Below are 25,349 nucleotides of genomic sequence, written 5' to 3'. Positions count from 1 at the left end.
CGATCGGCGCTGCGGATTGCGGCACCCGCGCGGGCGCGAGCGGCGCTAGCATCGGCCGATGATTCCGACCGCACTGCAGGCTGCCCTGTGGGGCTTGCTGGCCGGCGGCGCCCTCGTGCTCGGGGCCGCGATCGGCTGGTTCTTCCACGTCCCGCAACGGCTGATCGCGGCCGTGATGGCCTTCGGCGCCGGCGTGCTGATTTCGGCGCTGGCCTTCGAGCTGATGGAAGAGGCCTACGAGCGCGGCGGCTTCCTGGCCACGGCGATCGGCTTCGTCGGCGGCGCGCTCCTCTTCACCATCGCGAACTGGTGGCTGGCGCGCCAGGGCGCCAAGCATCGCAAGCGCTCGCAGGGCCAGCAGCCTTCGGAGCAGCAGGACGGCGGCAGCGGCCTTGCCATCGCAGTCGGCGCGCTGCTCGATGGCGTGCCGGAGTCGGTGGTGATCGGGCTCAGCATGCTGCGCGGCGGCGCCGTGAGCATGGTGGCGGTGATCGCGATCTTCCTGTCCAATATTCCCGAAGGCCTCTCCAGCGCGGCGGGGATGCGGCGTGCCGGCCGCTCCGCCGTGTACGTCTTCGGGGTCTGGGGCGCGATCGCGCTCACATCCTCTGCCGCGGCCTGGGCCGGCTTCGCCGTGTTCCGGGACTTCCCGCCCGGCGTGATCGCCGCAACGACGGCCGTTGCGGCGGGCGCGATCCTCGCCATGCTGGCCGACACCATGGTCCCCGAAGCCTTCGAGCACACCCACGATGCGACGGGGCTGATCACGGTGCTGGGCTTCCTCGCGGCCTTCACGCTGTCCAAGCTCGGCGGCCACTCCTGAGAAGCTGTGAACGCCATGACGAACACCCTGCTCTGGACCGCGCTGTACGTGTTCATCGCGCTGGTGGTGCTGGCGGTCGTCGTGCGCGCTGCGAAGCGCCTGTCGCGGCGCGACGAGGGGCGCCGGCCCTACCGGGGACGCCGCCGTGAGTGACCTCCCGCTGGCGACGCCCCGCAGGCGCTGCTAACATCCTCGCGCACCAGCCTCGTTGCCATGCCAGACCGCATCCTGTTTCTCGACCCCGAGGTCAAGCCGCCGGAATACCGCGTCCCGCGCGGGCGCAGCGGCGTCGGCGCGCGCTCCGCGCTGGAAACCCTGCTGAGCGACCTCGAGCGCATCCGCAAGGCCAAGGAGGCCTACCGCGAACTCTTCCAGGGCATCGAGGACGCTGTCACGCGGAACTGGCACTAGGAGATCTCTGAACTCCGGATCGATCTGGCCTGCGCCTTGATCGCGTCGAACTCGGCCCGGGCACGGGCGATCTCCTCGGGACTTGCGCGCTCGATGTTGCAGTAATCGCGCTTCCATTCGCTCGATGCGCTCCAGCGGATCGGCGACTGCAGCGTGGTGCGCGCAGCCGTTGCGGTCTGCAGCAGTTGCAGCGCCAGCTCCAGCGTCTGCCGCTGCGAGGCGGGATCGTGCGGCTTGCCGGCAGCGTTGCCGAGCGGGAAATCCGAGAACAGGAAGCGCGGCACGCCCACGTGCTCCACGATGTCCTTCGCGCAACCCATCACCACGGTCGAAATGCCGGCGGCTTCCAGCCCGCGCGCGGTGAGCGCCAGCGTCTGGTGGCACACCGGGCAGTTGGGCACCAGCAGCGCCGCATCGACGCCGTCGTCGAGGCAGCGCTGCACGATCAGCGGCACGTCGTGCTCCAGCGTGTGGCGCTGGCTGCGGTTGGTGGGCGCGCCGTGGAAGCGCGGCGCCAGCCGCAAGCGCCCCTCGCGTGCGAACGCACGCAGCAGCGGCAGCGGGAACCAGCAGTTGCTGTCCTCCATCGACGTGTGCCTGCGGTCGATCGCCACGTGCGCGATGCGCAGGTCGTGGTCGCGGGCGGTGTCGCCGGTGTAAGGCACGTAGAACTTGACTGAGGCGTTCATCGGCGCCCCCGGCCCTTGCGGGCCCTTGCCGGGCTGGTAGGGGGCCGCCGTGGTCACCAGCGTGACGACGGACGCGGCCAGCGGCTTCTTCAGCGGCTGGAACGGCACCTCGTCGAACTGGGCGTAGCGGTACGGATTGCCGTAGCCGAGCGCCAGATACCACGCGCGGGTGCGTTCGATGTAGGCGATGGGGGCGTCGTGCATGCGCTCGTCCTAGAAGGGCGGCAGGCCCAGTGCTGCGCGGAAACGGTTCTTCAGGTACACCCCGTCGCGGGCCGGCAGCGCCTTGGGCAGGTCCTCGCAGGCGACGTGCACCTGCGCCAGGATGCAGCCTGCACGCGCGGCGACGTGGGCGGCCAGCGGGGCCAGCGCATCGAGTTCGCGGATCGCCTGCGCATGCCTGAATCCGCAGCCGCGCGCCACCGCCACCAGGTCGGTGCCCAGGCTGGTGTGGCTGCGCTGCATGCCGGTTTCGCCGTAGTGCCCGTTGTCGAGGACGACGAGCGCCAGGTTGGGCGGCTGCTGCGCGCCCAGGGTGGCCAGCGCGCCCAGTCCCATCAGCTGCTCGCCGTCGCCGGTGATCACCAGCACGCTGCGTTGCGGCTGCGCGAGCGCGAGGCCGAGCCCCATGGCGGCCGCCCCGCCCATGGCGCCCCAGAGATAGAAAGTGCCGTCGCGGTCGCCGGCCGCGAACGCATCCCAGCTCGGCGAACCGAGGCCGGTGATGACCAGCGCCTCGGGACAGCGCACGAGCAGTTCGCGCACGACGGCGCGCCGGTCCAGCGCGGGCGTCTGTTCGGCGGTCATCGCGCGCCCTCCCACTGCTTGCGCCCGATCAGCCTCTGCGCCAGCAGCACCGCGACCGCTTCGCCGGCGTCGAAGGCCGCGTCGACGCCGGCCTGCACGGTCGGGGCGACTTCGTCGGGATGCGTCGCGCACAGCACCCGCACGCCCATGGCCTCGAGGCAGGGGCGCACCGCCTTGCTCATGGGAACCTGCCACGGGTTGAACTCGGCCCACTCGCCGCGCATGGTGACCAGCGCCAGGAAGGGGAAGCGGCCGTTCTCCACCAGCGACAGCATGTTGATGCAGTTGCCCACGCCGCTGCTTTGCATCAGCAGCACCGCGCGCTCGCCGCCCAGCCAGGCACCGCACGCGAGCGCGATGCCCTCCTCCTCGGTGGTCAGGACGACGCCGCGCAACTGCGGGTCCGCATGCACGCGGCGGATCAGCTGGGCGTGGCCGGCATCGGGCACGTAGGCCACCTGCCGCACCCGGCCTTGCTTGAGGACGTCGAAGACCTGGTCCTGCCAGGCGCCGGCGGTGGGCTCCATCAGGACTCCAGCCGCGGCGGGACGGCGCCGGCGAGTTCGCACCAGGCGTCGGCCATGGCGGAGAAGTCCTTGCCGCCGTAGCCGCGCGCGCGGGCCAGGCTGTAGGCCTCGCGCGCCGCGGCTGCCGCGGGCACCGGCATGCGCACCGCGTTGGCCGCTTCGACGATCAGCGTCAGGTCCTTGTGCGCCAGGTCGATCGTGAAGCCCGGCTCGGTGTCGCCGCGCAGCACCTTGGTCGGCCACGCGATCTTCAACTGCCCGTTGGTGGCCGTGGTGCCGTGGATCACCTCCAGCGTCTTGTCGAGCGAGAGGCCGAACTTCTGCGCCAGCGTGAGCGCCTCAGCGTTCAGGTGGCAGGAAACGATCGCGAGGTAGTTGTTGACCAGCTTGGTGCGGGTGCCGCTGCCCGGCGGGCCGCAATGGTGGATCGTGGTGCCCATGGCTTCCAGCAACGGCCGCACGGCAGTGAAGTCGCGCTCGCTCGCGCCCACCATGAACAGCGACTCGCCGCGGTCCGCGTGGCTCGCCAGGCGCCCCACGGGCGCATCGACGAAGCCCATCTCGCGCCGTGCCGCCGCCGCCGCGACGCCGTCGGTCACTTCCGGCGCCACCGTGCTCATGTCCAGGACCAGCGTGCCGGGGCGGGCGCTGGCCAGCACTCCGGCCGGCCCGGCGATCACCTCGGCCACGGCGGCCGAATGGGGCAGCATCGTGATCACCACGTCGGCCTCGCTCGCCACGTCGGCGACGTCCCGCGCGGCGCGCGCGCCGGCCGCCACGAGGTCCTGCACCGGCCGCGGATCGATGTCGTGCACGACCAGGCGGAAGCCCTTGCGGCACAGGTTCAAGGCCATGCCCCGGCCCATGCGGCCCAGGCCGATGAATCCGGTCAGGCGCTTGCTGCTGTCGTCGGCCATGGTCGCTCTCCACGCCCTGTGGCCAGGGCTGCGCCGTCCTTGTAGCCCAGGGCGCCGCACGCCCGGGAGCGGGGAAACCACGTGGCGGCGGGTGCGCTCCCGCGGCCTGCGCGCGCTGCTTCGCTCTGCCACACTGGGCCACTTGCAAGCCGCCCAGGACCTCCTGCTCGCCGCGCTGCGCGAGGCGCCGCGCCGCTACCGCCTGCCGCCGCTGCCGGCGGACCCCGCCGCGGCGCGCGCGGCCGGCATCGAAGCGGCGCTGGCCTTCGCGATCGAGGCGGCGCGCCTGGCCGCCGAGGCCGGCCGGCCGGCAGGCGATGGGGTGCCCGGCCTCTTCACGTGGGCGCTCGGTGCCTTCCTGCGCGAGGCGATGGCGCCGCAGGGCGGCGACGCGTCCTTCCAGGCGCTCGTCCTGCAGGCGCACGACGCCGCCGTCGGCGAATACGTGCGGCTCTCGGGCGGCGCGGCGGCCGACCGGCGCAGCGTGCGCAGCCTCGTCGACGCGATCGCCCACCCGGGCAAGACGCGCGCGCTGGCGCCCGGCGCCGTGCGCGATCGGCTCGCCACGCTGCATGCCCTGGTGAGCGCGGACGCATGGACCGCGCTGCGTGACGCGCTGGAAGATGCTCTGCCCTCAGAGGATGCCGACCTGGCGTGCGCGCTGGCGCCACTGCGCGGGCACGCCAGCCTGCAGCGGCTCGTCCGGCGCGAGTCGCTGCAGGGCGGCGCCACCGTGCAGCGTTACCTGGCGCTGTGCGAGCGCCGCGGCCCCTGCGCCGGCAGCCGGGCCGCCGCCGCCCACGGCCGCAGTGCCGCCCGCGCCGGTGACGATGCCGAGCGCGCCACCATCGAAGCCTTCCGGCAACTCGCGGCGCTGCTGCCTGCGCGCGCCGCGGGCGCGTACCGCGTGCTGCGCAGCCTGCGCCCGCCGCCCGGCTTTCCCGGTGACCGCGGCAAGGCCAAGGACGAATGGGATGCGGCCATCGCCAGCGTGGCGGCCGAAGGCGCCGAACTCCTCCTGCTCGCCGAAGTCAAGGCCGCGCCAGCCGCCGCCAGTTCCGACTTCTCGCGGCTGCACCGCGGCCTGCAGCGGCTGGCGCAGGCCGACCCGGCGCGCGACTACGCCTTCACCAGCGCCGACGACGAGGTCCGCCTCCACGGCGCGTCGCTGCGCCGCTTGCAGCCGCCCGGCCGCGAGCTGCCGCCGCACGTGATCTATTGCTGCACGGCGGCGGCCGAGACGCGGCCGCCGCTGTTGTCGGCCGCCAGCAAGGCCGTGCTCGCGGCGGAGCCCGCCAGCCTCCGCTACGCGCAGCAGCTGGCGTGCGGTGCATCGCCGCAGCAGGCGCAACTGCTGCCCGTCTGGGACGCGCTCACGCAGGCCCCGCGGCTGCGCGCCACGCTGCACCAGGACGCAACCGCGCGGCTCGTGCGCGGGGCGATGCTGCATCCGCAGGACCTCGTCGCCAGCCTCGCCGCGCTCGCCCACGGGTGAGCGCGGCGAAAGCGCTTTGGCATTTCGCCGTCGCAGTGGCAAGCTCGCCCCATGCAAGCCCTGCACACCACGCGCGCCGGCGTCCTCGAAGTCGCTTCGTCCCGGTGCGGTCCCGCCGACGGACCGCCGGTGTTCCTGATGCACGGCTTCCCGTACGACATCCACGCGTATGCGCAAGTCGCGCCCCTGCTCGCGGATGCGGGCTGCCGCGTCATCGTGCCTTACCTGCGCGGCTTCGGGCCGACACGCTTCCTCGACTCCGGCACACCGCGCTCGGGCGAGCAGGCTGCGCTCGGGGCCGACCTGCTGGCCCTGATGGACGCGCTGCAGGTGCCGCGTGCCGTGCTCGCCGGCTACGACTGGGGCGGGCGCGCGGCCTGTGTCGTGGCGGCCTTGTGGCCCGCGCGTTGCGCCGGGCTGGTCTCGTACAACAGCTACAACATCCAGGACATCGCCCGCGCGCTGGAGCCGGACACACCGGCCAACGAACAGCGCCTCTGGTATCAGTACTACTTCCATTCCGAGCGCGGGCGCGCCGGGCTGGCGCAGGACCGGCGCGCGCTCACGCGCCTGCTGTGGCAGCTCTGGTCGCCGACCTGGCACTTCGACGATGCGAGCTTCGAGCGTTCCGCGGCCGCCTTCGACAATCCCGATTTCGTCGAGGTGGTGATCCACTCCTACCGGCACCGCTTCGGGCTGGTCGCCGGCGATCCCGCCTATGCCGACATCGAGCGGCGGCTGGCCGCGCAGCCGGCGATCACCGTACCGACGATCACCTTCGACGGCAGCGATGACGGCGTGCGCCCTCCGGCGCCGGCGCAGGCGGCTGCGCACCGCTTCACCGGCCCACGCTCGCACCGGGTCGTGCCGGGGGTGGGCCACAACATGCCGCAGGAAGTGCCGCGGGTGTTTGCGGATGCGGTGCTGGAACTGGTGCGCGGCGCGGGCTGAGCCCTCCCCCGACCCTTTCCCCAGGGGGAGAGGGAGCAAGACCGGCTCTCAGCTTTCCTCCAGTTCGAAGCGGGTCCACGCGTGCGCCAGCTGGTGGCGCAGCGAACTCTGGCGCTGGTCGTAGGCGGCGGCCGGTTCGTCGGTGGTGGGCGCCACGCCTGCCAGTGCGCTTTCGAAACTGATCTGGTAGGACCGCAATGCGCTGCGCGCCGCCTTCCTGCGCACGCCGCGCAGAGCCGCCTCGAGTTGCAGGCGGCTGTCCTGCATCCCGGTGGCGATGCAGCCGCTCAGTTTCTGCGCGTTGACGATCGAGATGCTCTCGCGATAGCGCACTTCCACCCAGCGCGAGCAATTGGCCAGGAGCTGGCGCGTGAAGTTGCGGTAAGCGTCGACGCGTGCGTTGCAACAGGGCTGCAGTCGGCCATCCGACGCTTCGTCGGCCAGCGAGACGAAGGGCAGACACGCCAATGCAAGCGCCGCGGCGACGGCACGTCGGTTCTCTCGCATGTTCTCTCCCTTTACTGCGGGGCAGGGTAGCCCTCGCACCATGGGGTGCATAACGCCCGAAGGTGCCTCCCCCGTGCAACGCAAGGTGACATCATCGGCGCCTGTTACACCGGGTGCTGGACCACGAAGCAGGCCACCGGATCGCCCTGCGCCATCGTGCCGCCTTGCAGCACGCGCGCCGTCAAGCCGCCATGGCCGCGGAGGGCGTTCCAGGCACCGGGGCCGAAGACGTCCTCCATCTTCGAGCACGGCTCGCAAGGCCCGCTGATCTCCAGCAGCACCTCGGCCCCGATGCGCAGGCGCACGGCCTGGTCGCGGAACATCGCACGCGCGGCCAGCAGGTTGAGGCCGGAGACCACGAGATTGCGCCGCAGGTCGGCAGGGTCCACCGCGGCGCGCCGCAGCAGCGCGGCGAGCACGGGCAGGTGCTCGGACTGGAACAGCGTCACCTGGCGCTTGCCGCCGCCGCGACCGGCCGCCGCCCGATCGCCCGCCAGGCCCAGCCCCTCCAGCGCCTGTACGGATGCGATTGCCTGCGCCCGCTGCCCGCGGGCGGGTCGCAGCAGGATGCTTTCCAGTCGACCCGCATAAGGGAACGCGGTGGCGAGTGCACGCAGGTCCTTCATGCGCCGCGCTAGTCCTCGCCAAACAGGTCGCCCAGTGTCTTGCCGCCGGGGCGCGGCGCCAAAGTGCGGGGCGTGCCCTTCGGATACTCCTCGGCGATGCGGTCCTCCCAGTAGGTGGCGGGGTTCGGTGCGCTGCACAGGCGCCGGAACACCTCCTCGGGCACGTGCTTGTAGGCCAGCACGGAACCGTTTTCCCAGTGCAGGTCGAGCTGCCGCGTCCCGGCGTCGTAATCGGCCCGGCGAATCCGGCCGCTGGCGAAGGCTTTTGTTAGCATTTGCAACTCCGGTGGACCTTGGTGTCGGTCGAATGCACTCTAGATGCCTTGCCGTCGGTCGACGGCCGGTCGGACGGGCCTGCAAAAAGGCACTTTCGTCCATTGGTCCCCAAACACCTCGCTAGTAACATTTTTCACAGTTCCTAGGGGGAGCCCAATGAGACTGAATCTTTGCGACTGCGGTGTCGCTTACCTGGTGCGATTGAACCGATCCTTCTGGATGCGGTTCGTGCCCGGCCGCCGCCATTATTTCTGCGTGCGCTGCAAGTCGCACCAGCTGCTGTCACGGTACGGGTTGCGGCGCGCGTTCCCGAGCCTGCCGCCGCAGATGGATACCTCGGTCACCGCGCCGGGTGCCCTCGAACAGCCGGCCCCGCCGTCGGAACTGTTCGCGGCCACCACGCGGGTGCCGACCCGCGTGCGGACACGCTAGGCGGCGGCCGGCTCCCCCTCCTGCGGCGCCAGGCGCCGCCAGGGCCGCTCCCTCTCGATCCGGGCCGCGACGGAAAACAGCACCCCCTCGGACTCCGCGCGTCCCAGCAGTTGCGCCCCCACCGGCAGGCCCCCCCTTGCAGGCCGGCGATGGCGCCGGCGGCCGGCCTTCGCCCGGGCCGCTCAGCCCGAGATGTTGTGGTAACGCTCGACCTGGCAGGCGTAGCTGTTTTCGCCGGCGTCGCAAGGCGAGGGCTGCGCGTGGTAGGGCGTCATGCTGGAGCAGGCCGCCAGCGGCAGCAGCAGTGCGAGCAGGAATTTCCTGGCCATGTCTCCTCCGTGGGAAGTGCGCGCTGTGCGGCGCAAGGCGGCTGCCAATGTACGGCAGACCCGGCTCCCCTGCACGGCGCGTCCGGTCACCTCCCAGGAGGGATTTGGCCTAGGCGCAGCACCGAATCCGGGCCGGATGTCAACCCACGTATCTGAGTGTGACAGTCGCTGTTGCGCCGATCCCCTCTCGGGGCGAGGTCGGCACCAGCGGCATCTTGTCATGGCCGAGCGGGCCCGCTAAAACTGAAGACGGAGGCCCGACATGTTCCAAACCAGACGTACCCATGACACCGCCCTCCTCAAGCTTCTCGCCAGCGTGGCTGCGCTGGGCCTCGTTGCCTGCGTGCTGGGGGTTGCCATGCTGGGCATGAACACGCTCGCGCGCAGCCCGATGCTGGCCACCAGCGTGCTGCTCGTGGCCGGCGCCCTGGCCGTGGGCCTGCGCCGGCTGGTCGCCGAGATCGCGGACCGCCGCGCCTCCGAAGACCTGGGCGCCTCGGAGCTCACCACGCTCACCTTCCCGCCGGAATCGCGGGTGCACCGTACGCGGCCCTCGCCGCTGCGCTGATCACTGCGCCAGCAGTTCGCAAAAGCGCGCCAGGTCCACGTTCCCGCCGCTGACGATCACGCCCACCCGCGCGCCGCGCAACTGCTCGCGGCGCGCCCGTGCCGCGGCGAAGCCCAGGCAGCCGGTCGGCTCGAACAGCACCTTCATGCGTTCGGCGGCGAAGCGCATGCAGGCGACCAGTTCGGCGTCGCTCGCGGTGAGGATGTCGTCCACGTTGGCGCGGATCAGGGGAAAGGTGATGTTCCCCAGGTGCTGCGTCTGCGCGCCGTCGGCGATCGTGCGCGGCGTGGCGATGTGCACGATGGCGCCGCTGCGAAAGGATTGCTGGCCGTCGTTGCCCGCCTCGGGTTCCACGCCGTAGATCCGGCATTGCGGCGCCAGGGCGCGCGCGGCCAGCGCCGTGCCGGCCAGCAGCCCGCCGCCGCCCAGCGGCACGAACAGGTGGTCGAGCGGCCCCACCTCCTCCAGCAGTTCCTTGGCGGCCGTGCCCTGCCCGGCGACCACGTCGGCGTGGTCGTAGGGCGGCACCAGCGTGAGGCCGTGCTCCCGGGCGAGGTCGCGGCCGATCTGCTCGCGGTCGTCCTTGTAGCGGTCGTACAGCACCACGTTGCCCCCGTAGCCCCGGGTGGCCGCCACCTTGGCCGCGGGCGCATCGCTGGGCATCACGATGGTGGCCGGCATGCCGAGGATGCGCGCGGACAGTGCGATGGCCTGCGCATGGTTGCCCGACGAGAAGGTCACCACGCCGGCGCGGCGTTGCGCGGCGTCGAAACGCGACAGCGCATTGAAGGCGCCGCGGAACTTGAAGGCGCCCATGCGCTGCAGGTTCTCGCACTTGAAGAACACCTGCGCGCCGAGCTCCTCGTCGAGCGTGCGCGAGGTGAGCACGGGCGTGCGGTGCGCATGGCCGCGGATGCGCTCGGCCGCGGCCAGCACCTCCTCGTAGCCGGGCAGGTTCAGGGTCATGGTTTGCAACGATCGCCTCCTTGCATCTGTGTGCGGCAGGTCCATACTAGCGGCCCCGATGCCGAAGGAGCTCGCGATGTGCTACCTCGTTCGTCAACAGCAGCCTGAATTCGAACCCCGGGGCGTGTCGCAGCCTCCGGGCATGCCCGGTGTGCGTCCACGCTGGGCGGGCGCCGGCGCCATCGCGGTGTTCGGCGGCCTGGCGCTCGCGGGGGCCCTGCTCACCACGCCGTCCATGGCGCCGCAGGCGCACGATGCGAAGGAGCGCGCCGCACCGCTGACGACCGCGGAGCGCTCGACGCCGCTGCCCGCCGGCGGCAGCGTGCAGGAGACCTCGCTGCAGATGGACGACGGCGTACCGAGCAGCGTCGGCGACACGCCGAGGGCTTCTGCCGGCAACTGCCACCACGGGCTGTAGCCGCGCGAGCGCCGGCCGGCAGCCAGCCGGCGGCGAAGACGGGCGTTGCAGGGACCTGACTGCGCCGGGCGCAGCCGGGGTTCAGTGTGCCTTGGTGCGGACGGCAGCCGTCCGGGCGGTCGGCTGCGCGCCGGCCTGGGCGCGGGCTTCGGCGCGCTGCTGTGCGCGTGCCAGGGCCTCGTCCTCGCGCTCGTGGGCGTAGAAGCGGTAGGCGGCGCCCAGCATCACGATCGAGAACAGGGCCATGTAGCGGTGTTCGTTGCGTTTCGTCGCGCTCAGCAGGGCCGCCATCAGGGCGAGGGCGCCGGCGACGAGCAGCAGTTTGACGTCGGTCTGCAGGTTGCTGAGGAATTCCATCGATGCTCCCGGGGGGAGGCCTCACACTACCTGACCACGGCCGGGCTGACCAGCCGGAGACCCTCCGGCGGCCCGGAAGTGTGGCGCCGGCGGTACGCCACCTGCCCAGGAATGCCCTCTTACCAGCCGGCCGCCTCCTGCAGTACAAAAACCGCACGGCCGGTGCGTGCCAGCCGCCGGCGGCCAACAAAGGAAAGCGGCCATGAACCACGCGGAACGCGAGCGGCGGCACCACGCGAGCCTGGAACGCATCAACCGCGTGCAGCTGGTGGTCGGCCGCGGCGACCGCATGCGCGTCGACCACGAAGGCACCCTGCTGGAGCGCGCGCGCATGCTGGCCGAGGAAATGCGCTCCCACCAGGCTACCGAGCTCGGGCTCGCCGCCTTCGACCGGCTGCTGCGCCGGGCGGAGGAGCGCGACGCGCGCCATACCCGCGACATCCTGGCCTTCGTCTCCGCGCTGTGGAACAACCGGCCGCTGCCGTTGAACACGCTGCGCGGGCTGGACGTGCCGGTCGGCGACGACATGCTGGCCGTGCTCGACGCCTTCCGCTATGCCCGGCTGGACCTGGTCGAGGCCGTCGAGGGCGGGCCCCGGCGGGTCGCCCGGCTGCTGAACGAACGCAAGCTGTCACGGGCCTGAGCGCGGCCGGCCTCAGGCGCTGGTGCGGTCCAGCAGGTAGCCCAGGCCACCCGCCCGGTACCAGTGGTAGCCGTAGGGCTCCATCACGATGCGGTGTACCCCGCGGCCGTCGGCCTCGCTGTGGTCCTGCGTCAGGAGGTTGATCAACTGCCGCCCCTTCTGGTCGACGGAGCGCATCCGGATCTCCGTGGCTTCGCCGAGGAAGTTGTGGATGACCACCACCGCGTTGTTGCGCCAGTCGTAGCGCAGCGCCAGCACGCCCACGTTGCCGGTCTCCAGCACGGTGAAGTCGCCCCACCCGAATTCCGGGACTTCCTTGCGCATGCGGATGATGCGTTCCGTCCAGTTCAGGAGCGATTCGGCGTCGCGGCGCTGGTCGGCCGCGTTGATCTTGCGAAAGCCGTAGGGACCCTCTTCGAGCACGGGCAGAACCGGCTTGCTGGCGCGCGTGAAGCCCGCGTGCGGCTCGGTGGACCACTGCATGGGCGTGCGCGCGCAGTTGCGCTCGGGCAGCGCGAGGTCGTCGCCCATGCCCAGCTCGTCGCCGTAGCGGATCACCGGCGTGCCGGGCAGGGTGAACATGAGGCTGTAGGCGAGTTGCAGCTTGCGGGGGTCGCCACTGAGCATGGGCGCCAGGCGCCGGCGGATGCCGCGGCCATAGAGCTGCATGTCCTTGTCCGGCCCGAGCGCGTCGAAGACCTGCTGGCGCTGGTCCTCGGTGAGCCGGCCGAGATCGAGCTCGTCGTGGTTGCGCAGGAAGTGGCCCCACTGCGCGTTCTCGGGCCGGCCCCGCGTCTGCTCCAGCGCCTTGACCAGCGGCTGCGCGTCGCCGGTGGCCAGGGCATAGAAGACGCGCTGGTTGACCCAGAAATTGAACATCATCTGCAGCCGCTCGCCGTCGTCGCCGAAGTAGTGCACGTTGTTCTTCGGCTCGACGTTCGCCTCGGCCAGGATGATGGCGTCGCCGCGGCGCCACTGCAGGAACTCGCGGAACTCGCGCAGCATCTCGTAGCGCTCGCGGCTCTTGATCTCCGGCCCCTTGGTCTGGATCACGAAGGGCATCGCATCCATGCGGAAGCCGCACACGCCCAGTTCCAGGTAGAAGCCCATGATCTTGCGGATCTCGGCCAGCACCAGCGGGTTCTGCGTGTTCAGGTCCGGCTGGAACTCGTAGAAGCGGTGGAAGTAGTACTTGCCGGCGACCGGGTCGCGCGTCCACGTCGTCTTCTGCACGCCGGGGAACACCATGCCCTTCTCGGCATCGGCCGGCTTCGTGTCCGACCAGACGTAGAAGTCGCGGTACTTCGACGCCGGGTCCTTGCGCGCTTCCTGGAACCAGGGATGCTCGTTGCTGGTGTGGTTGATGACGAGGTCGATCATCACGCGGATGCCGCGCTGCTTGGCCTGGTTGGTGAAGTCGACGAAGTCGCCCAGCGTGCCGAAGCAGGGATCGACCTGGTAGTAGTCGCTGATGTCGTAGCCGTCGTCCTTGCGCGGCGACTTCTGGAACGGCATCAGCCACAGGCAGGTGACGCCCAGGCCCTGCAGGTAGTCGAGGCGGCGCGACAGGCCCTCGAAATCGCCGATGCCGTCGCCGTTCGAGTCCATGTAGGTCCCGACGTGCAGGCAGTAGATGATCGCGTTCTTGTACCAGAGGTCCTTGATCATGGGCTGCTTCCTTCGAGGGCCGCGCACACCAGCGACTTGAATTCCGGCCAGAAAGGCAGGTCGGAGCCCATGTAGCGCTGCGCCATGAGCGCGACCGCGACCTTGCGGGAGGGCCAGATCCACCACTTGGTGGCGGCCAGGCCGCCCCACTGCAGGTCGCCGGGGCGGCTGCTGGGGTCGGCATCGGACGCTTCGACCGTCACCGAGCCGGCATAGCTGTGGCCGCGGCCGATGGTGCGCGGCGCGTCGGGAAAGCCGATCCAGAGGCCGGGCGGCAGCTGGTTGTCGAACACCAGCGGCAGCGATTTCGCCTGCAGCAGGGGCGCGCCTCCGTTGGCGAGCGCCGCCAGCAGCCGGCTGAAATCGCCCAGGCTGGTGACCAGGCCGCCGCCGGCGTTCAGGCGCGGCACCGGTTGCAGGTAGGCGCCGGCAAACGGCAGGTGGTCGGCGCGCCGCAGTCCGCGCTTCATGGGATCGCGCAGGTCGCCGATGTACAGGCGCGCAAGGCGGCCCTGCTCGCGCGGCGGCACGAAGAAGAAGGTGTCGTGCATGCCGAGCGGCGCGAAGACGTGGCGCTGCAGATGCACGTCCAGCGCTTCGCCGGCGACGACCTCGATCACGCGGCCCATCACGTCGGTGGCGACCGAGTAGTTCCAGTCGGCGCCGGGCTGGAACAGCAGCGGCAGGCGTGCGAGCACCTCCACCATCTGCGCCAGCGTGAGCGCCGGATCGGCCAGGCCCGCGGCCATGTAGGCCTTGGCGATCGGCGCATTCGGCTGCAGGAAGGCGTAGGTGAAGCCGGCGGTGTGCGTGAGCAGGTGGCGCAGTCGCACGGGCTCGCGCAGCGCCTCGGTGTCGTCCAGCGACTGCGCGGCCGGCCGCAGCGCGCGCAAGGCGCGCAGGGCCGGGATGTATTCGCCGACCGGATCGTCCAGGCCGATGCGGCCCTGCTCCACCAGCCACAGCGCCGCGCAACTCGTGACCAGCTTGGTGTTGGAAAAGACGCGGAACAGGTGATCCTCGCGCAGCGGGACCTGCGCTTCGCGGTCGGCCCGGCCGAGGCAGTTCCGCGCGACCAGCTCGGTGCCGCGCAGCACGGCATAGGAGGCGCCGGCGAGTTCCTCGTTGGCTATCCGCCGCCGCAAGGCGGCATCCACCGCGGTGAAGTCCGGCATCCTTCAGACGAGCCGCGGCGCCGCGATCGGATGCAGCCGTTCGATGGCGCTGGCCACGCGCAGGATCGCGCCCTCGCCGTCCAGCGGACCGACGATCTGCAGCCCGATCGGCAGACCACCGCCATCGAAGCCGACGGGAAACGAGGCCGCCGGATGGCCGGTGAGGTTGAACGGATAGGTGAAGTACGACCAGTCCACGGCATTGCGCCCTGCATGGCCCGGAGGGACGTCGACGCCGACCGGAAGCGCCGTGACCGGCAGCGTGGGCGTGAGGAGCACGTCCACGGTGCGGAACACGGACTGCGCCCGCGCCCACGTCTCCTCGCGCAAGGCCGCGAGTTCGGCCTCGGCCGGGGGACCGAAGGCCTCCAGTTGCGCGACGGCCGCGCGCAAGGCCGGATTCACCAGTTCCCGCTGGGCGGGGGTGGGCGCGAGTTCGGCCAGGCGCTCGCCGATGCGGCCGTAGAACAGGCGGTTCCACGCCGGGCCGGGGTCCCGCGCGAACGGCGGCTGCAGCTCCATCACCTGCGCGCCTTCGGCCTGCAGCTGCCAGGCGGCCTGCTCGCAGGCCTCGAGCACCGCAGCGTCGGCGCGGCCGTAGCCCAGTGCGGGACACCAGCCGATGCGCAGGCCGCGCAGCCCCTCGTCGAGACTGGCGAGGAAGTCGGGCACCGGCGAGCGCAGCGAGGCTTCGTCGCGCGCGTCGCGGCCGGCGATCACCGACAGCACCAGGGCCGCGTCGCGCACGCTGTGGGTGATCGGTCCGACGTGCGCCAGCGCCGGCGCAGCCGACGGCGGCCACACCGGGACCCGGCCGAAGCGGGCCTTGATGCCGAACACGCCGCAGAAGCTGGACGGGATGCGGATCGAGCCGCCACCGTCCGTGGCCAGCGCCACCGGAACCATGCGCGCCGCGACCTGGGCCGCCGCCCCGGAACTGGATCCGCCGGGCGTGCGCTCGGCGTTCCAGGGGTTGCGGGTGACGCCCGTCAGCGGCGAATCGCCGACCGCCTTGGACCCGAGCTCGCTGGTGGTGCTCTTGCCGACGATGCAGGCGCCGGCATGGTGCAGCCGTTCGACCGCAGGCGCGTCGTGCTGTGCGACGTTGTCGGCCAGCAGCTTCGAGCCGAAGGCCTGCCGCACGCCGCGCACCGCGATCAGGTCCTTGACGCTCACGGGCACGCCGGCGAGCGGGCCGGGATCGCGCGCGCCGGCGATCAGCTTGTCGGCGTGGTGGGCCTGCTGCAGGGCCGCTTCGGCCGTGAGGGTGGCGAAGGTGTTGAAGCGGGGTTCGAGCTGCTCGATGCGATCGAGGAAGGTGCGCATCACCGCGACCGCCGTGATCTCCCGCCGGCGCACCGCCGCCGCGATCTCGGCCGCACTGGCCTGGGTGACGTGGGACAGGTCCATCGCAGCCTCCGCGGTACGTGGGCCGACGATGATGCCAGAGCGCACCGGCCTTGTCATGGCCTGCCACCCAGCACATCCGCGTGCTAAGGTCCGGGTCCGAGCGCACACGGGCCCCGAGCGATGGACCAGCGGTTCGAAGCCGAAGCAATGCCGCAGGCCGGTGCCGGCGGCCTCAAGATCTTCGTTTCCTATTCGCGCAAGGACCTCGCGTTCGCCGACCAGCTGGTGGCCTCGCTCGAAGCGCTTGGCCACAAGGTGGTGATCGACCGCAGCGGCATCCAGGGCGCGGAGCGCTGGGAAGCGCGCCTCGGCCAGATGATCCTCGAGGCCGACACCATCGTGTTCATCCTCACGCCCGCGTCGGCGGCCTCGCCGGTGTGCCGCTGGGAACTGGAGCAGGCCGGCGCATCAGGCAAGCGGATCGTGCCGGTGCTTGCGGGCGCGTTGGCGCCCGATACGCAGGTACCGGGGACGCTCGGCACGCTGAACTACATCCACTTCTATGCCGAACCGTCCTTCCCGGGCGCGGGCTGGGGCAGCGGTCTCGCTCGGCTGCAGGCCGCCCTGCGGGTGGACATCGAATGGATCCGCGAGCACACCCGCGTCGCCGAAATGGCGGCGCGCTGGCAGGCAGAAGCTTCGGCGCCCGACTTTCTCGCGCGCGGCTCCGAGCTGGCCCATCTGCAGCAGTGGCGCGATGCGCGACCGGCGGGCGCCCCGGAGCTGACGGGCGCGCAGCGGTCCTTCCTCCAGGCCAGCGAGCAGGCGGAGGCGTACCGGCTGGACGAAGAGCGCCAGCAGATCGAGCGCATGCGCCGCGCCCAGGAGGGGCGCGAGCAGGCGCTGCAGGCCAGCACCCGCGCGCAGGAGGATAGGGCGCGCGCGCTGCGGCTCGTGGTGCGGCGAACCATCGTCGGAATCGCCGTGACGGGCGTGCTGACGCTGGCTGTCGCGGGCGCGGGCTACGTGGCCTGGCGCAATGGCGAGAAGACCAAGGTGGCCCTCAGGCAGGTGCAGGAGGAGCGCAACCTGCAGGACCGGCTGATCCGGCTGGCGCACAACCGGGACTATCCGGCGCCGCCGTACAGCGTCGACACGCTTGCCCGCCGCTACGAGGGCGAAACGCCGGAGCATTTCGGCACCGATTTCATCGGCGGCAGGTACTACGGCACGTTCCGCATCCGGGCCGACGCGCAGATGGAGGAATTCCTCGGCTTCCTGGACCAGTGGAAACCGGAGCAGGGCGCGCGGCTGGTGGCGTCCGGCGCGGCGGAAGCGGCGCGCCGGGGCGATCCGGCCTTCGAGCGCGCCTGGCACGCCCTGGGCACCGAGGCTGCCAGCGCCGAAGACTTCGCCCGCCTGCAATCGGCGTTCGTCGAAAAGACCGTCTACCGGCCGCTGGTCCGGCGCCTGGGGGCCGGCGCGCGGACCGACGGCGCGGCCAGCCCGGTGCAACTGGACGTCGAGCGGCGCTCGATCGCGCTGCAGGCGGTGATGTTCTCGATCGCCGTGCAGTACGGGCCCAACAGCCCTTTGGTGCGCGATGCGCTCGGGGGGCTGGGCAACTTGTCGGAGCAAAGCGATGAGACCATCATTCGCAGGCTCTACGCCTACCGCGACAAGGTCGAACAGTATTTTCCGGGGATCGAGGCGCAGAGTTCGAACTTCGCGGCCCTGATCCGCGAACGTAACCACTGGGAGCTCACGGATGCCCTCCACATGCTCAAGCAGCCGGGTTGATGCACCCCGCTCCCTGTTTGCGTCGCTGCTGCTCGGACTGGCCGCCGCCCCTTGCGCGCTCGCAGCCGACACTGCAACTTGCGCCCTGACGGCGCCGAAGGTGCAGGCGGCCGCCGCCATCCGCTTCGAAATCACGCTCGATTGCACGGCGCAGGCGCAGGCCGGGGCGGCAAAGCCCTTCCCGGTCGGCAGCGACGTGGTCGTCGGCCTGACCGTCTACGCGGGCCCCAAGGTCCCCAGTTCGCTGCGCAACGACAGCGCCAACTTCCAGCGCCGCGAGCTCGATGCGGCCGCAAACGTGCGCTCGGCGCTGGAGCGCGCGACGCGGTCCACTGCGCTGGTGGGAACTGCGCCGAAGTGGATCGTCCTGAGCGACGACGCGGCGGCTTCCCATGACGTCACCCCCAAGAAGGTGCGCATCGAACGGGCGGGCTGGTCCACCACGCTGCAGTTCGACGTCGATCCGAAAGCCATCGCCGGCAAGGATCATTTCCTGTTCGCCGCCTGGCCGGCGGCAGCGCTGGTGCCGTGCGACAAGAAGAGCACTTATGCGCGCAGCGGTTGCAAGCGCGACGGCCAGGTGATCGACACGGGCGACGGCGTCAAGCCGCTGGCGGCCTATCCCGGGCTGGAGATCAATCACTTCGAGCATCCCAGCGGCGAAAGCTGGGATTCCGAGCGCTGGATCGTGGAGCGCTTCCGCTGACCGCCGCGCCACGATGATCGCGCGCGCCGCGGAGCTGACGCTGGTCCTCCTGTGGGTGCGGATGGTGCTCACATGCATGCTGGGCGCCTGGGCGTGCCGCAGGCGCAGGACGGGTCCACCGCGCGACGCGCCGGACCCGGGTGAGCCCGCGTCCTTCGCCACGGCGCGCGTTTCCATCGTCGTCCCCGCGTTCGACGAGGCGCAGGCGATCGAAGCCACGCTGCGTGCGCTGCAGGGCCTGGTTCCCGCGCCGCTGGAGATCATCGTGGTCGACGACGGATCCGGTGACGCGACTTGCGCCATCGCGCAACGCTGCCTGGACTGCGACGGTCAAGGACGGGTGATCCGCCTGGCGGCCAACGCGGGCAAGGCAGCCGCGCTGCGGATCGGGATCGCGGCTGCACGCGGCGATTTCGTCCTGACCGTCGACGCCGACACCTGCCTCGCGCCCGACTCCCTGGCCGCCGCCCTCGCCACCCTGCAGCATCGACACGCCGACGCCGTGGCGTTCTGCCTGGAGGCGGCGCCGGCGAACGGCATGCCGGCCAAGCTGCAGCGGCAGGAATACGCGGCCTCGCTCGACTTTGAACGGGCGGCGCAGGATGCCGTCGCCGCGATCTCGGTCCTGCCGGGAGCGGCGTGCCTGTTCCGCCGCGAAGTGCTGCTGCGGCATCCGTTTTCCGCCCGCACCCGGACCGAGGACGCGGATCTCACGCTCACCCTGGCCCGCCACGGGGCCTGCATCGTCCGGGCGCCGGAGGCCGTCGCCCGCACGCTCGTTCCTGCGTCATGGTCGGGGCTGGTCGCGCAGCGCACGCGCTGGATCACCGGGCACGTGCAATGCTGCGCCCGGCAGGCGGCGCGGCTGCCGCAGGCGACGTGGCGCTTTCGACTGCTGGTGTTTCCCAACTTCGTGCTGTCGACGTTCCTCGCGCCGGCCGGCGCGCTGTCGCTGCTCGCCTTGTGGGCCGGCGGCGGCGGGCGCCTCCTGCCGCTGGACGCGTGGGGCGCCACGGCCGTCTCCACCCTGCTGGTCTACCTGCAGCGAGGCGTGGGACTGCGCTGCGCGCCGCGCCGCTTCCGACCGCTGGTGCGCCACTTCGTGCTGGAGCCGGCAGTCAGCGGCCTGGTGGGCACCGTCTGCTTTGCCTGTGCCGTGCGTGATCTGCTGCTGGACGCCCTGCGCGGCTCGCTGGGCCGCGCGCGCGGCACCGCGTGGCGCGCCGGCAAATGAGCCGGGGCGCCCCGCCGCGGCGCCTCAGCTGAACGCCTGGATCCCCGTGATCGCGCGGCCCAGGATCAGCGCATGGATGTCGTGCGTGCCTTCATAGGTGTTCACGACTTCCAGGTTCACCAGGTGGCGCGCCACGCCGAATTCGTCGCTGATGCCGTTGCCGCCCATCATGTCGCGCGCCATGCGGGCGATGTCCAGCGCCTTGCCGCAGTTGTTGCGCTTGAGGATGGAGGTGATCTCCACCGGCGCCGGACCTTCGTCCTTCATGCGGCCCAGGCGCAGGCAGCCCTGCAGGCCCAGCGAGATCTCCGTGAGCATGTCGGCCAGCTTCTTCTGCACCAGCTGGTTGGCGGCCAGGGGACGGCCGAACTGCTTGCGATCCAGCACGTACTGGCGCGCGCGGTGGAAGCAGTCCTCCGCCGCACCCATCGCGCCCCAGGCGATGCCGTAGCGCGCCGAGTTCAGGCAGGTGAACGGGCCCTTGAGGCCGCGCACTTCGGGGAAGGCGTTCTCCTCCGGGCAGAACACCTCGTCCATCACGACCTCGCCCGTGATCGAGGCGCGCAGGCCGACCTTGCCGTGCACGGCGGGGGCGGACAGGCCCTTCCAGCCCTTTTCCAGCACGAAGCCGCGGATCTGGCCGCCGTCGTCCTTGGCCCAGACGACGAACACGTCGGCGATCGGGCTGTTGGTGATCCACATCTTGCTGCCCGAAAGCTTGTAGCCGCCATCGACCTTGCGGGCGCGGGTGATCATGCTGGCGGGATCGGAGCCGTGGTTCGGCTCGGTCAGGCCGAAGCAGCCGATCCACTCGCCGGTGGCGAGCTTGGGCAGGTACTTCTGCTTCGTCTGCTCGTTGCCGAATTCGAAGATCGGCACCATCACGAGCGAGGACTGCACGCTCATCATGGAGCGGTAGCCGGAGTCGACCCGCTCGACCTCGCGCGCCACCAGGCCGTAGCAGACGTAGTTCAGGCCGGCGCCGCCGTACTGATCGGGGATCGTCGGGCCCAGCAGGCCCAGCTCGCCCATCTCGCGGAAGATCGACGCGTCGGTCTTCTCGTGGCGGAAGGCTTCCTGCACGCGCGGCAGCAGGCGGTCCTGGGAATAGGCGCGGGCGGCGTCGCGGACCTGGCGCTCGTCGTCGGTGAGCTGCTGGTCCAGCAGGAAGGGATCGCTCCAGGAGAAGGTGGCTCGCGTGCTCATGGTCGTGAAGGAAGCTGATGGATGGCCCGATGTTAAGGGAGCGCACCCCGCCGACGAAAGCGAAAGTTTCTGCAGCAGTTATGCTCGCCTTTCATGACTGATGAGGGGGACGCGTGCGACGCAAGCTGCCTTCGACCCAGACGCTCGCCTGCTTCGAGGCCGCGGCACGCCACCGCAGCCTCACGCGCGCCGCGCAGGAGCTGGCCCTGACCCAGGGCGCGGTGTCGCGCCAGCTGGGCCAGCTGGAGGAATTCCTCGGCGTGAAGCTGTTCCGCCGCGCCCAGCACGGGATCGCGCTCACGCCGGCCGGCGAGGACTACGCGCGCAACGTGTCGCTGCGGCTCGATGCGATGGAGCGCGACGCGCTGGACCTGATGGGTCGCCAGGGCCAGGGCGAATCGGTGACGCTGGCGGCGGTGCCGACGTTCGCGACCCGCTGGCTGATCCCGCGGCTGGCGCAACTGGCCCGCGAGCAGCCGGACCTGAACGTGCACATCGCGGCGCGCACGCGGCCCTTCCTGTTCGCCGACAACGAGTTCGACGGCGCGATCTACGCAGGCACGCCGCAGCAGCTCGCCCAGTGGGCCGGCACCCACGCGACGCTGCTGCTGCAGGAGGAAGTGGCGCCGGTGTGCAGCCCGGCGCTGCTCAAGGGTCGCCGGCCGGTGGCGCCGCGCACGCTGGCCAGCCTGCCCCTGCTGCAGCAGTCGACCCGCCCCGACGCCTGGCGCGACTGGTTCGACGCGCAGGGCATCGATGCGCCCAAGGCCATGGCCGGCCCGCGTTATGAGCTTTTCTCGATGCAGGTGGCGGCGGCCACCTGCGGCATGGGCGTGGCGCTGCTGCCCACGCTCCTGATCCAGGCCGAGCTCGCCGCCACGGCGCTGATGCCGGCCTGCGAGGGCGGCGCGATCACCCGGCGCGCCTATTACCTGGTGCAGCCGGAACAGCCGGAGCGCGCTGCGATGACGGCTTTCAAGGCCTGGCTGATCGAACAGGTCAGGTCATGAAGCCCGAGGGCACCCGGCCGTCGAAGCGCATCTTCATTCCCGGCACGCCGAAGGAGGTGCCCACCGCCATCGCCGTCGCCACCATGGGCGCGTCCGGCGACACGGTGCGCTGCCGGTTCGCCACGTCCGCGATCGCCACGCTGGTCAACCGGCCCTGCTGCACCGCCGCCATGCGCCCGTACTGCCCGTCGGCGACCATGGCCGCGGCATAGGCGCCGAAGGCGGTCGCCAGGTTGCGGTCGTACGCGCTCGGCGTGCCGCCGCGCTGCACGTGGCCGAGGATCGCGGTGCGCACCTCGCTGTCGATCCGCTGGCACAGCTGGTGTTCCAGCACCGTGCAGACGCCCCCCAGCCGCAGCGGGTCGGGGCTGTCCGTCACCACCTGCCGCACGGCGAGCTCGCCGCCCTTCGCCTTGGCACCCTCGGCGACGCAGATCAGCGTGAAGCGCTGGCCGCCCGCCTGCCGATCGCGGCAGATCCGCGCCACTTCCTCGATGTCGTACTCGAACTCGGGGATGAGGATGATGTCGGCGCCGCCGGCCACGCCCGCATACAGCGCGATCCAGCCGGCATAGCGGCCCATGGTCTCGAGGATCATCACCCGGTGATGGCTCTGCGCCGTGGTGTGCAGGCGGTCGAAGGCCTCGGTCGCGATCGCCACCGCGGTATCGAACCCGAACGTCCGGTCGGTGTACATCAGGTCGTTGTCGATGGTCTTGGGCACGCCCACCATCGGGATCCCGAGCTGCTGCAGCCGGTGCGCGATCGACATGGTGCCGTCGCCGCCGATCACGACCACGGCGTCGAGCTTCAGTTCCTCGCGCACATAGCGCACCACCTCGGGCGACAGGTCCGCGTTGCCGCGGGCGTGGTAGGCGAAGGGATTGGCCTTGTTGCTGGTGCCCAGGATCGTGCCGCCGAGCGTGAGGATGCCGGACACGTCGCGGTAGCTGAGGGGCCGCGCCTGGCGGTCGATCATGCCGGCGAAGCCGTCGACGAAGCCGATCACCTGCGCGCCGGCATCCTGCATCAGGCTCTTGGCGACCGCGCGGATGACGGCGTTGAGGCCGGGGCTGTCGCCGCCGCCCGTGAGGATGCCGATGCGCTGGGGAGTCGTCATGGTGTTCTGCGGAAGCCGGCCACTGGGCAGGCGCGCCATGATACGGCCCACGTTGCCCGCGCCGGCGCCGCAGCGACTGCGGGGTGCATGCCGCAGAGCATGCACCCCAGAGGACCGCGGGCAGCGCCTGCGCTACTTCGACTGGTCGACCATGAAGTCGACGGCGGCCTTCACGTCCGCATCGGGCAGCGAGGTGTTGCCACCCTTGGGCGGCATCATGCCCTTCTTGCCCTGGAAGCCGGCGAGCGCGTGCTTGTACAGCGTGTCCTTGCCCTGGGCGATGCGCGGGCCCCAGTCGGCCTTGTCGCCGGGCTTGGGTGCGCCGGTCACGCCGGCGGCGTGGCACAGGGCGCAGGTGCTGCTGTAGATCGTCTGGCCGTTGCCGCCGGCGCCCATGGCGGCGGTGTTGTTCGCGCTGCTGTCCATGCCGGACGAGGAACCGGAGGACGAGGCGACGGTGCTGGAGGAGGACGGGTCCGTCGTGCTGCCGGTCGCGGGGGCAGCGGCCGTGGTGGTGCTGCTGTCGGTCGTCGCAGGCGCGGTGGCCATGCTGGTGCTGCTCTCGTTCGTCGAAGGCGCAGTGGCGATGTTGCTGCTGCTGTCGCTCGAAGACGGAGCGCTGGTGGAGGGTGACGAGGAGGTCGAGGCCGTGGTGGCGGCGCTGTCGTCCTGGCGTCCGCAGCCGGCGAGTGCGGCGGCAAGCGCGACGGCCGTGGCGGCGAGCGTGAGCTTCTTCATGGGTCTCTCCGATGGCTGGCGATGAATTGGAGGATTCTAGGAGCCGCCCCGCGCCGGCGGGGGCCGCATGCCCCTGCCGTCCCCGTCCGACAGGCAGCGCGGCCGTGCGGAACGTGCAAGCGGTTCAGGCAACGTTCATGCGCTCATCAGCACACTGGTCTCCAGGCCAGGACAAGCGACTGGCTGCCAACCTGGAGGTAACCCATGCAAACGAATCTTCGCAACTCTTTCGCAACCACTGGCCTGTTTCTGTCCTGCGCCGCAGCGCTCTTCGCGCAGCCGGCCGCCGCCGGCCCGGCCCACTCGGTGGCGCAGGCGGTGACCGTGGTGGCCCAGCCTGCGGCACGCGACCGGGACGACGACCATGACCGCGACGGCTGGCGCCACGCAGGCCCGCAACGGGACGAACGGGCGCCGAAGATCAAGGATCTGACCCCGTTGCCCGGCGCGCGCGTCGGCGATCGCCAGCGCATGATCGTCTCGGCCCGTTTCAGCGACGAAGGGAGCGGCGTGAACCCCGCCTCCGTGCGGCTGCGCATCGACGGTCGGGACGTCACCTCGTCCTCCCGCATCGTTGCCGACGAGGTGCGTTTCAACAACAATCTGCTCCCGGGCCGGCACGTCGCCGAAGTGATCGTGCGCGACCGCGCGGGCAACACGGCACGCCGCTCCTGGAAGTTCGACGTGGCGTTGCGCCCCCACGTCGAAAAGCCGGCCCTTCACCTTCGTTGACCTTCGTTCATATTGCGTTCAGGCAGCGCCACCTAAGCTTCAGGCACAACGATCCCCGAAGGAGTCCTCCATGAAACGCACCGCCCTTGCTCCCGCCCTCCTGCTCGCCACCCTGGCCGCCGCCACTGCGCAAGCGCAGAGCTTCACCGACCAGGCCCGCGTGCGCGCCGTCGAACCCCAGTACGAAGTGGTCCAGACGCCGCGCCAGGAATGCACCAGCCAGTGGGTGCAGGAACAACCCCGCGCTGCCGCTCCCAGCGGCGGCTACGGCGGCGCCATCATCGGTGGCGTGGCCGGTGGCCTGCTCGGCAACCAGGTCGGCAAGGGCCATGGCCGGGAAGCCGCCACCGCCGCCGGCGCAGTGATCGGCGCCCTCACCGGCGACCGCCTCGCCAACAGCGGCACGGCCGTCGCGGCGCCCGCCCCGGAAGCGCGCGAAGTGCGCAACTGCCGCACCGTCTACGACCAGCAGAACCGCCTGACCGGGTATCGCGTCATCTATGATTACCGCGGCCAGGAAGCCTCGACGGTGATGCGCGAGCAGCCGGGATCCACCATCCCGGTGCGCGTGTCCGTCACGCCGCTCGAGCCCGAATTCCGCCGCTGACCCCGACTGCCCACCGCCGCCCATGGACCTCGTTCGCAAGCTGATCCTCGCTGCCGCCGTGGCTGCCGCGCTGCCCGCCTGGGCCGACGTCAGCCGCGACGACGCGGCCGCGATCGCGCAGCGCGTGAGCCAGGGCCGGGTGCTGGCGGTGGAGCGCGCCGATGCCGGCAACCGGCCGGTCTGGCGGGTCAAGATCGTCACCGCGGCCGGCGAGGTGCGGGTGGTGCTGATCGACGTGGCGACGGGCCGCCCGGTCTGAGC

Annotated in this window: 32 protein-coding genes and 1 pseudogene; 17 read left to right on the top strand and 16 right to left on the bottom strand. The window is 71.1% G+C overall.

Features of this window, described 5'->3' with window-relative positions; genetic code table 11:
- The first annotated feature begins 58 nt into the window (after positions 1–58).
- Genes JI746_RS17095 through JI746_RS17085 form a run of 3 tightly spaced genes read left to right on the top strand, consistent with a single transcriptional unit; the run spans position 59 to position 1,234 of the window.
- A complete protein-coding gene (locus tag JI746_RS17095) occupies positions 59–823 on the top strand; it encodes a ZIP family metal transporter (RefSeq protein WP_201691196.1) in 765 nt (254 codons plus the stop codon).
- Positions 824–838: 15 nt separating this feature from the next.
- Positions 839–976, top strand: coding sequence for a hypothetical protein (locus tag JI746_RS17090; RefSeq protein ID WP_201691194.1), 138 nt, complete (start codon positions 839–841; stop codon positions 974–976).
- A gap of 60 nt (positions 977–1,036) precedes the next feature.
- Complete coding sequence (locus tag JI746_RS17085) at positions 1,037–1,234, top strand: hypothetical protein (protein ID WP_201691192.1); 198 nt, start codon at positions 1,037–1,039, stop codon at positions 1,232–1,234.
- Here JI746_RS17085 and JI746_RS17080 read toward each other — a convergent pair.
- From JI746_RS17080 to JI746_RS28220, 4 genes are read right to left on the bottom strand one after another with little or no spacing between them, the layout of a single operon-like run.
- Positions 1,231–2,127 carry a reductase gene (locus JI746_RS17080; protein ID WP_201691190.1) on the bottom strand — a complete coding sequence of 299 codons (897 nt, stop codon included), beginning with the start codon at positions 2,125–2,127 and terminating at the stop codon, positions 1,231–1,233. The two genes, JI746_RS17085 and JI746_RS17080, sit on opposite strands and share 4 nt — an antisense overlap.
- A gap of 9 nt (positions 2,128–2,136) precedes the next feature.
- Positions 2,137–2,730, bottom strand: a complete 594-nt coding sequence (locus tag JI746_RS17075) for a thiamine pyrophosphate-dependent enzyme (RefSeq protein WP_201691188.1) — start codon at positions 2,728–2,730, stop codon at positions 2,137–2,139.
- On the bottom strand, positions 2,727–3,257 hold the full coding sequence (locus tag JI746_RS17070) for a thiamine pyrophosphate-binding protein (RefSeq protein ID WP_201691186.1): 531 nt from the start codon (positions 3,255–3,257) through the stop codon (positions 2,727–2,729). Before JI746_RS17070 ends, JI746_RS17075 begins: the two co-directional genes overlap by 4 nt.
- On the bottom strand, positions 3,257–4,234 hold the full coding sequence (locus tag JI746_RS28220) for an NAD(P)-dependent oxidoreductase (protein ID WP_330893024.1): 978 nt from the start codon (positions 4,232–4,234) through the stop codon (positions 3,257–3,259). Before JI746_RS28220 ends, JI746_RS17070 begins: the two co-directional genes overlap by 1 nt.
- Before the next feature lie 82 nt (positions 4,235–4,316).
- Here JI746_RS28220 and JI746_RS17060 point away from each other — a divergent pair, with 82 nt between their 5' ends.
- Both JI746_RS17060 and JI746_RS17055 read left to right on the top strand, forming a co-directional pair.
- Positions 4,317–5,669 (top strand): hypothetical protein, encoded by a 1,353-nt coding sequence (locus JI746_RS17060; protein ID WP_236599912.1) that lies wholly within the window; start codon positions 4,317–4,319, stop codon positions 5,667–5,669.
- A gap of 51 nt (positions 5,670–5,720) precedes the next feature.
- A complete protein-coding gene (locus tag JI746_RS17055; RefSeq protein ID WP_201691182.1) occupies positions 5,721–6,620 on the top strand; it encodes an alpha/beta fold hydrolase in 900 nt (299 codons plus the stop codon).
- A gap of 48 nt (positions 6,621–6,668) precedes the next feature.
- Here the strand turns inward: JI746_RS17055 and JI746_RS17050 are convergent, their stop codons facing one another.
- From JI746_RS17050 to JI746_RS17040, 3 genes are all read right to left on the bottom strand, one after another.
- Positions 6,669–7,127 (bottom strand): hypothetical protein, encoded by a 459-nt coding sequence (locus JI746_RS17050; RefSeq protein ID WP_201691181.1) that lies wholly within the window; start codon positions 7,125–7,127, stop codon positions 6,669–6,671.
- A gap of 104 nt (positions 7,128–7,231) precedes the next feature.
- Positions 7,232–7,753, bottom strand: a complete 522-nt coding sequence (locus JI746_RS17045) for an MOSC domain-containing protein (RefSeq protein WP_201691180.1) — start codon at positions 7,751–7,753, stop codon at positions 7,232–7,234.
- Between the two features lie 8 nt (positions 7,754–7,761).
- Positions 7,762–8,028, bottom strand: a complete 267-nt coding sequence (locus JI746_RS17040; protein WP_201691179.1) for a KTSC domain-containing protein — start codon at positions 8,026–8,028, stop codon at positions 7,762–7,764.
- 157 nt (positions 8,029–8,185) lie between these two features.
- Between JI746_RS17040 and JI746_RS17035 the strand changes: the two genes are divergently transcribed.
- A complete protein-coding gene (locus tag JI746_RS17035; RefSeq protein ID WP_201691178.1) occupies positions 8,186–8,461 on the top strand; it encodes a hypothetical protein in 276 nt (91 codons plus the stop codon).
- Between the two features lie 182 nt (positions 8,462–8,643).
- On the opposite strand, the gene JI746_RS17030 is transcribed toward JI746_RS17035, so the two are convergent.
- Positions 8,644–8,790, bottom strand: coding sequence for a hypothetical protein (locus tag JI746_RS17030; RefSeq protein ID WP_201691177.1), 147 nt, complete (start codon positions 8,788–8,790; stop codon positions 8,644–8,646).
- 262 nt (positions 8,791–9,052) lie between these two features.
- Here JI746_RS17030 and JI746_RS17025 point away from each other — a divergent pair, with 262 nt between their 5' ends.
- Positions 9,053–9,358 (top strand): hypothetical protein, encoded by a 306-nt coding sequence (locus JI746_RS17025; RefSeq protein WP_201691176.1) that lies wholly within the window; start codon positions 9,053–9,055, stop codon positions 9,356–9,358.
- On the opposite strand, the gene JI746_RS17020 is transcribed toward JI746_RS17025, so the two are convergent.
- On the bottom strand, positions 9,359–10,324 hold the full coding sequence (locus JI746_RS17020; protein ID WP_201691447.1) for a threo-3-hydroxy-L-aspartate ammonia-lyase: 966 nt from the start codon (positions 10,322–10,324) through the stop codon (positions 9,359–9,361).
- A 142-nt stretch (positions 10,325–10,466) separates the two neighbouring features.
- Here JI746_RS17020 and JI746_RS17015 point away from each other — a divergent pair, with 142 nt between their 5' ends.
- Complete coding sequence (locus JI746_RS17015) at positions 10,467–10,742, top strand: hypothetical protein (protein ID WP_201691175.1); 276 nt, start codon at positions 10,467–10,469, stop codon at positions 10,740–10,742.
- A gap of 81 nt (positions 10,743–10,823) precedes the next feature.
- Here JI746_RS17015 and JI746_RS17010 read toward each other — a convergent pair whose 3' ends face one another.
- Positions 10,824–11,099: a hypothetical protein gene (locus JI746_RS17010; RefSeq protein WP_201691174.1), complete on the bottom strand. Its 276-nt coding sequence runs from the start codon at positions 11,097–11,099 to the stop codon at positions 10,824–10,826.
- A 202-nt stretch (positions 11,100–11,301) separates the two neighbouring features.
- Here JI746_RS17010 and JI746_RS17005 point away from each other — a divergent pair, with 202 nt between their 5' ends.
- Positions 11,302–11,742, top strand: coding sequence for a DUF7673 family protein (locus JI746_RS17005; protein WP_201691172.1), 441 nt, complete (start codon positions 11,302–11,304; stop codon positions 11,740–11,742).
- A gap of 12 nt (positions 11,743–11,754) precedes the next feature.
- Here the strand turns inward: JI746_RS17005 and JI746_RS17000 are convergent, their stop codons facing one another.
- The 3 genes from JI746_RS17000 to JI746_RS16990 are packed head-to-tail and all read right to left on the bottom strand — an operon-like array spanning position 11,755 to position 15,995.
- Positions 11,755–13,410, bottom strand: coding sequence for an alpha-amylase family protein (locus tag JI746_RS17000; RefSeq protein WP_201691170.1), 1,656 nt, complete (start codon positions 13,408–13,410; stop codon positions 11,755–11,757).
- On the bottom strand, positions 13,407–14,585 hold the full coding sequence (locus JI746_RS16995; protein WP_201691168.1) for a serine hydrolase domain-containing protein: 1,179 nt from the start codon (positions 14,583–14,585) through the stop codon (positions 13,407–13,409). The genes JI746_RS17000 and JI746_RS16995 overlap by 4 nt, the downstream gene beginning before the upstream one ends.
- Positions 14,586–14,588: 3 nt before the next feature.
- Entirely contained in the window at positions 14,589–15,995 is a 1,407-nt protein-coding gene (locus JI746_RS16990; protein ID WP_201691166.1) for an amidase, read from the bottom strand.
- Positions 15,996–16,115: 120 nt separating this feature from the next.
- On the opposite strand from JI746_RS16990, the gene JI746_RS16985 reads away from it, so the two are divergent.
- The 3 genes from JI746_RS16985 (at position 16,116) to JI746_RS16975 (ending at position 19,675) form a co-directional block, all read left to right on the top strand.
- Complete coding sequence (locus JI746_RS16985; RefSeq protein ID WP_201691164.1) at positions 16,116–17,735, top strand: toll/interleukin-1 receptor domain-containing protein; 1,620 nt, start codon at positions 16,116–16,118, stop codon at positions 17,733–17,735.
- Positions 17,736–17,835: 100 nt separating this feature from the next.
- The gene (locus JI746_RS16980) at positions 17,836–18,441 is read left to right on the top strand and encodes a hypothetical protein (protein ID WP_201691162.1); all 606 of its coding nucleotides are present in this window, start codon (positions 17,836–17,838) and stop codon (positions 18,439–18,441) included.
- Between the two features lie 13 nt (positions 18,442–18,454).
- Positions 18,455–19,675: a glycosyltransferase gene (locus JI746_RS16975; protein ID WP_201691160.1), complete on the top strand. Its 1,221-nt coding sequence runs from the start codon at positions 18,455–18,457 to the stop codon at positions 19,673–19,675.
- A gap of 24 nt (positions 19,676–19,699) precedes the next feature.
- On the opposite strand, the gene JI746_RS16970 is transcribed toward JI746_RS16975, so the two are convergent.
- Positions 19,700–20,881 carry an acyl-CoA dehydrogenase gene (locus JI746_RS16970; RefSeq protein WP_201691159.1) on the bottom strand — a complete coding sequence of 394 codons (1,182 nt, stop codon included), beginning with the start codon at positions 20,879–20,881 and terminating at the stop codon, positions 19,700–19,702.
- A 113-nt stretch (positions 20,882–20,994) separates the two neighbouring features.
- On the opposite strand from JI746_RS16970, the gene JI746_RS16965 reads away from it, so the two are divergent.
- Positions 20,995–21,891, top strand: coding sequence for a LysR substrate-binding domain-containing protein (locus JI746_RS16965; protein ID WP_201691157.1), 897 nt, complete (start codon positions 20,995–20,997; stop codon positions 21,889–21,891).
- Here the strand turns inward: JI746_RS16965 and JI746_RS16960 are convergent.
- Complete coding sequence (locus JI746_RS16960) at positions 21,881–23,011, bottom strand: 6-phosphofructokinase (RefSeq protein WP_201691156.1); 1,131 nt, start codon at positions 23,009–23,011, stop codon at positions 21,881–21,883. The two genes, JI746_RS16965 and JI746_RS16960, sit on opposite strands and share 11 nt — an antisense overlap.
- 132 nt (positions 23,012–23,143) lie before the next feature.
- A pseudogene (locus JI746_RS16955) lies at positions 23,144–23,514 on the bottom strand (c-type cytochrome).
- Between JI746_RS16955 and JI746_RS28375 the strand changes: the two are divergent.
- The 4 genes from JI746_RS28375 (at position 23,436) to JI746_RS16935 (ending at position 25,347) form a co-directional block, all read left to right on the top strand.
- Positions 23,436–23,774 carry a hypothetical protein gene (locus JI746_RS28375; protein ID WP_408004113.1) on the top strand — a complete coding sequence of 113 codons (339 nt, stop codon included), beginning with the start codon at positions 23,436–23,438 and terminating at the stop codon, positions 23,772–23,774. The pseudogene JI746_RS16955 and the gene JI746_RS28375 overlap by 79 nt on opposite strands.
- 179 nt (positions 23,775–23,953) lie before the next feature.
- Entirely contained in the window at positions 23,954–24,481 is a 528-nt protein-coding gene (locus JI746_RS16945; protein WP_201691153.1) for a hypothetical protein, read from the top strand.
- 70 nt (positions 24,482–24,551) lie between these two features.
- A complete protein-coding gene (locus tag JI746_RS16940) occupies positions 24,552–25,088 on the top strand; it encodes a glycine zipper 2TM domain-containing protein (RefSeq protein WP_201691152.1) in 537 nt (178 codons plus the stop codon).
- Positions 25,089–25,110: 22 nt separating this feature from the next.
- Positions 25,111–25,347, top strand: coding sequence for a PepSY domain-containing protein (locus JI746_RS16935; protein WP_201691151.1), 237 nt, complete (start codon positions 25,111–25,113; stop codon positions 25,345–25,347).
- Positions 25,348–25,349: the final 2 nt, after the last annotated feature.

The sequence above is a fragment of the Ramlibacter alkalitolerans genome, from assembly GCF_016722765.1.
Classification (GTDB): Bacteria; Pseudomonadota; Gammaproteobacteria; order Burkholderiales; family Burkholderiaceae_C; genus Ramlibacter; species Ramlibacter alkalitolerans.
This window is presented reverse-complemented; position numbering and strand designations above follow the sequence as displayed.